The organism is Nonomuraea mesophila, assembly GCF_004352805.1.
In the GTDB taxonomy this organism is placed as follows: Bacteria; Actinomycetota; Actinomycetes; order Streptosporangiales; family Streptosporangiaceae; genus Nonomuraea; species Nonomuraea longispora.
This window is the reverse complement of sequence record NZ_SMLD01000312.1, coordinates 1-4,711: the sequence shown is the minus strand read 5'-3', so window position 1 is coordinate 4,711 and position 4,711 is coordinate 1. Positions and strand designations below refer to the sequence as shown.

The 4,711-nt window shown below is 69.7% G+C and carries 7 protein-coding genes; all 7 read right to left on the bottom strand.

The genetic code is table 11. The features are described from left to right. Nucleotides 1-418 (bottom strand): DMT family transporter (locus E1295_RS47160; protein ID WP_132641781.1); only part of this gene is annotated, 418 nt, incomplete at its 3' end. Between the two features lie 29 nt (nucleotides 419-447). Further along, nucleotides 448-825 (bottom strand): hypothetical protein, encoded by a 378-nt coding sequence (locus tag E1295_RS47155; protein ID WP_132641779.1) that lies wholly within the window; start codon nucleotides 823-825, stop codon nucleotides 448-450. 170 nt (nucleotides 826-995) lie between these two features. Continuing rightward, nucleotides 996-1,490 carry a GNAT family N-acetyltransferase gene (locus tag E1295_RS47150; protein ID WP_132641777.1) on the bottom strand — a complete coding sequence of 165 codons (495 nt, stop codon included), beginning with the start codon at nucleotides 1,488-1,490 and terminating at the stop codon, nucleotides 996-998. A 9-nt stretch (nucleotides 1,491-1,499) separates the two neighbouring features. Beyond that, entirely contained in the window at nucleotides 1,500-1,871 is a 372-nt protein-coding gene (locus E1295_RS47145; protein ID WP_132641775.1) for an MmcQ/YjbR family DNA-binding protein, read from the bottom strand. Nucleotides 1,872-1,940: 69 nt separating this feature from the next. Further along, nucleotides 1,941-2,360 (bottom strand): VOC family protein, encoded by a 420-nt coding sequence (locus E1295_RS47140; RefSeq protein WP_132641773.1) that lies wholly within the window; start codon nucleotides 2,358-2,360, stop codon nucleotides 1,941-1,943. Nucleotides 2,361-2,654: 294 nt separating this feature from the next. Further along, nucleotides 2,655-3,422 carry a class I SAM-dependent DNA methyltransferase gene (locus tag E1295_RS47135; protein ID WP_132641771.1) on the bottom strand — a complete coding sequence of 256 codons (768 nt, stop codon included), beginning with the start codon at nucleotides 3,420-3,422 and terminating at the stop codon, nucleotides 2,655-2,657. 124 nt (nucleotides 3,423-3,546) lie between these two features. Next, the coding region (locus E1295_RS47130) for a cytochrome P450 (RefSeq protein WP_132641769.1) at nucleotides 3,547-4,711 on the bottom strand (1,165 nt) is incomplete at its 5' end.

Here is a 4,711-nt window from a genome sequence, read left to right as displayed (position 1 = left end):
CCTCCCCGCCCGCCTGCGCCCCGCCTCCGACGATCAGCGCGGCCGACCCACAGATGGCCGCCGTGGTCGCCGCGGTCCAGCGCCCGCTCGGCCGGCGGCCGTGCAGCAGCCAGGAGAGCAGCCCGGTGAAGACGGGCCCGCTGCCGATCGCGACCACCGTGCCGATCGCCACGCCGGTGCGGGCGACCGCCGCGAAGTAGCAGAGCTGGTAGGCGGCCACCGCGACGGCGCCCAGCAGCAGGCCCGGCCTGATCGCGCTCCTGAGACCGGCTCCGGCGTGGAGGGCGAGCGCCGTTCCCCCGATGACGAGCCGCGCGGCGGCCAGGGCCACGGAGTCGGCGGACACGAGCAGCCCGGCCGTGCCCGCCGTGCCCCACAGCACGGAGGCGCCCACGACGGCGAGCGGTCCCATCCTCATGACCGCCATTGTGCCTTACTGTCTGACAATCAGACAATGCCGTCGAGAAGCTGGTCGATCAGCCGTCCCGCCGGGGCCGCCACCTCCCCCGCGTAGTCGTCGAGCACCGCGAGAGCGTCGCCGAGGCCGGGCACGCTCTTGCGCGGCAGGTCGAGCAGGGACTCGCCCTCGGCCGTGATCTCACCCGTCACGTGGAAGGCGCCGTCCGCGGCGGCGATGGACACCTCGAACCGCATCTCACGGCCGTCGGGCAGGGTGAAGGTGGTGCCGGTCCTGGCACCCGCGGGAGGGAAGAAGTAGGAGAAGCGCTCGCTCCTCACGAAAGGATGATGTAACTCCGCGAGGATCTCCGACGCCCGGCCGAGGGCCGCCAGCAGCCCGGCCGCCGCCAGACTCTCGCTGTCCACCCTGCACAGGGTAGATCAGCCCGCCCACGACTGACCAGGCACGCCCGAGGCGCGGACGTATGAGCTCAGCAGGCTGTAGCGGGCGGAGTGACATGCGGGGCAGCGGACGGACGCCGGGCGCAGTGGCATGCGGGTCAGCGGTCCGTCGCGAGGCGCAGTGGCATGCGGGGTCAGCGGTCCGTCGCGAGGCGGGCGTGGCGTTCGACGTCGTAGCGCACGCCCTCGTAGCAGAGCTTGCCGCGCTCGATCCCCTCCGGGCGGAAGCCCGCCTTGGTGGCGACCCGGCACGAGGCCGGATTGGTGGTGCGGTGCCCCAGCTCCAGCCGGTAGAGGCCGCGCTCCGCGAACGCCCACCTGGCCAGCTCGCCGGTGGCCGCCGTCGCGACACCCCGCCCCCTGAAGGCGGGCACGACCCAGTAGGACACCCACCCGTTGTCGTGGGCGTCGATCCCGGCGACCGCGACGTTGCCCGCCACCTGCCCGTCCACCGTGACGGCGAAGGCGTGGCCGGCCCCCGCCCAAGAGGCGATCCAGCCCACGGCGTCCTGGAGGGTGACGACGGGCCACGGCGACTGGTGCCGCAGGTCGGGCGACTGGAAGGCGTGCAGCACGGCCGGCGCGTCGTTGTCACGCCATTCCCGCAGCCGGATGTTCACAGGGGTCACTGCCCGAGATTATCCAGACTGCAACCGTTGCCCGATTTGGTGGGTGGCTTCGAAGTCGGCCACGAGCTGTTTCGGCGCGGTCAGGCACCAGGCCTCGGCCACCAGCTCGAACAGCTCGTCGCCGTCGATCTTGTCGAGGTGGACCACCACCCACCCGAACCTTCCGGCCGTGAACTGCACCTCGAACACCTCGGGCCGCTCGGCCACGAGGGCGATCTGCTCCTCGATCGTGGCCTTGAGCCCGACGGTCTCGGTCGCCTCCCACAGGTAGCCGAAGCCCTTGTCATGGACCTTCAGCCCGATCCACTCGCCGCCATGGCTCATGCGGACCTCGGGCAACTCGTCCAGCAACGCGAGGAACTCATCGACGCTCACACCCATGCCGACTGTGTACCAGACGCGGCCGACACTTCCCGGCCCTCCACCGTGCCGGCCGCCCCGGGAAAACGATCAATCGTAATAGCGGACTTCCAGCACGTTCCCATCGGGATCGGGAAAGTAAATCGCCTCGGGAGCGATGCCCCGGGCACCGAAGATGTTGGTGGCGGTGCCGGAGATCTCCACTCCGTGCTGTTTCAACCGGACCTGGAGGGCGTCGAAATCCTCCCTGCTCACCGACAGGCAGAAATGGTTGATCGGATGTCCGGAGCTGCCCTTCACACCGGTGTGCTCGTCCACGCCCCTTAAGGCGTCGTACGCGATGAGATCGAGGATCGTCTCGGCCGAGATCCGTACGCTGGGAAAAGCCGCCTTTCCATCGCGAAACTCCTCCGTCCGCACTCCGGGCAGCCCGAGCACCTGCTCGTAGAAATGCAGGGACCTTCGCTGGTCGGCAACCCAGCAGACGAGATGGTCAAGGCGCACATCCATGAAAACCTCCTGCTCCAATATCTGCCGCCCGCCGCTCCTTGTCCACCTGTTGATCCACCTGCCCGCGAATTTCTGCCTGCGCGAAACACGTGGTTAACGTCAAGTTAGCGGTGATGACCTGCACGGTTGAGCCGGCTGCGACATTTTTGCCCACAATGCGGATGTGATGGAGATCATCGCCACCGCGACCAATAATAGTCGCAGGCTTTCCGAATGATGATGGGACCCCGTGCGGGCCGGCCGGACGCCGGCCCCGCGAAACGGCAGGAGGAGCTTCGCGGGACCGGCCGGGGGTCAGCGGTCCGGCTGCAGGCGGTAGACGGAGACGTGCGAGATCGACTCGGCGGTGAACTCGCCTCCGGTCCAGTCGGCGTGCCTCGACTCCAGCTCGAACCCGGCCAGCTGCGCCATGAGATCGAGCTCGGCCGGCCAGATGTAGCGGTGCGGGCTGCGGAACAGCTCGACCTGCCTGCCGTTGTCGAAGGTGAAGTGGTGCGACACGAGCCGCTGGCGCACCACGTCATAGGTGGCGAGGCCGACGTAGCCGGGCTCGATGGTGTAGATCACCGCCGGCTGGCCCGGCGGCAGCTTGCGCAGCTGGGGCACCCCCAGCTCGATGACGAACCGGCCGCCGGGCTCGAGATGGCGGGCGGCGTTGCGGAAACACGCGACCTGCTCGGCCTGGGTGAGCAGGTTGGAGATGGTGTTGAAGACGAGATAGACCAGCGAGTACGTCCCCGGCGCGGAGGCGGTCGCCATGTCGCCGGCGATCACCGGGATCGTCGCCTCGTCGACCTTCGTACGCAGCTGCTCGATCATCGGCGCGGACAGCTCGATGCCGGTGACCGGCACCCCGCGCTCGGCGAGCGGCACGCCCACGCGGCCGGTCCCGATGGCGAACTCAAGCGCCCGCCCGCCGCCCGCGAGCTCCGCGAGCCGGCTCACGGCCGGCTCCAGCACCTCGGGCGCGAACATGCCGGTGCCCGGCGTGTCATAGCGCCGGGCGGTCTCGGCGTCCCAGACGCGCTCCTGCGTGAACTCCGGCTCCGCCGCTCCCGTCATGCCGTACGTCCCATCCTGCTTACCTCCATGACGATGATGCTCGGGTGCCCAACAGTAGGCAGCCCGCCGGCCCGGCGTCGAACAAATTACCGCCGGGCCGCGGCACCTCCCCGGCAGGGCGGCCTCAGGCGGGATCGAAGGCCACCGGCAGCCGGTGCACCCCGTAGATGGCCATGTCGGTCCTCATCGCGAGCTCCTCCTCGGGCACGGCCAGGCGCAGGCCGGGAAACCGGCGGAACAGCGCCGCGTACGCGACCCGCATCTCGATCCTGGCCAGCTGCTGGCCGAGGCACTGGTGCACTCCGTGGCCGAAGCCCACGTGGCCGGTGGCCTGCCTGGTCAGGTCGAGGGTGTCGGGGTCGTCGAACTGTCCGGGGTCACGGTTGGCCATCGGGATGGAGATCACCACCGTCTGGCCCTTCCTGACGGTCACGCCCTCCAGTTCGACGTCCTCAAGCGCGGTGCGCTGAGCGCCGAACTGGATGATGGACAGGTATCGCAGCAGTTCCTCGACCGCGCCGTCGATCAGTGTGGGGTCGGCGCGCAGGGCGGCGAGCTGGTCCGGATGGCGCAGCAGGGCGTAGGTGCCGAGGGCGATCATGTTGGCGGTCGTCTCGTGCCCGGCGATGAGCAGCACCAGCCCGACGCCGGTGACTTCCTCGTCGGTCAGGTCGCTGCCGGTGACGAGCGCGCTGAGCAGATCATCCCCAGGGTCGGCGCGCTTGGCCGCGACCAGCCGGCGAAAATAGCCGTAGAGGTGGTTCATGGCGGCCATGAACTCCTCCTTGGACGTGTCCAGGCGGACCATCGTCTCCGTGGTGCTCTGGAACTCCGACCGGTCGGCGTACGGCACGCCGAGCAGTTCGCAGATCACCAGCGAGGGGATCGGCAGGGCGAAGTGCTGGACCAGGTCGGCCGGGGAGCCCGCCCGCTCCATCGCGTCCAGGCACTCGTCGGCGATCTGCTGGATCCGCGGGGTCAGCCCGTTGAGCCGGCGCACGGTGAAGTGGGCGGTCAGCAGCCTGCGGTAGCGGGTGTGGTCGGGCGGGTCGAGGCGCAGGAACATCCCGGGCAGCATCGGCGCGGCGGGGTCCTCGCCGAGTGAGTGTTCGAAGGGCAGGTGACGCAAATCCTGCCGGGCGCTGAAGCGCTGGTCGGCCAGCACGGCACGGGCGAGGTCGCGGCTGGTCGTCACCCAGCCGATGTGACCGTCGGGGAAGCCGAGCGGGTGCAGCGGCCCCTGGGCGGCGAGGTCGCGAAGCGGGGCGGGCGGGTCGAAGGGGTGCTCA

Bases quoted from the DNA above. Each gene is read 5' to 3' on its own strand.
- E1295_RS47145 (WP_132641775.1), bottom strand. From the start codon at position 1,871: ATGGGTGTGAGCGTCGATGAGTTCCTCGCGTTGCTGGACGAGTTGCCC.
- E1295_RS47140 (WP_132641773.1), bottom strand. From the start codon at position 2,360: ATGGATGTGCGCCTTGACCATCTCGTCTGCTGGGTTGCCGACCAGCGA.
- E1295_RS47135 (WP_132641771.1), bottom strand. From the start codon at position 3,422: ATGACGGGAGCGGCGGAGCCGGAGTTCACGCAGGAGCGCGTCTGGGAC.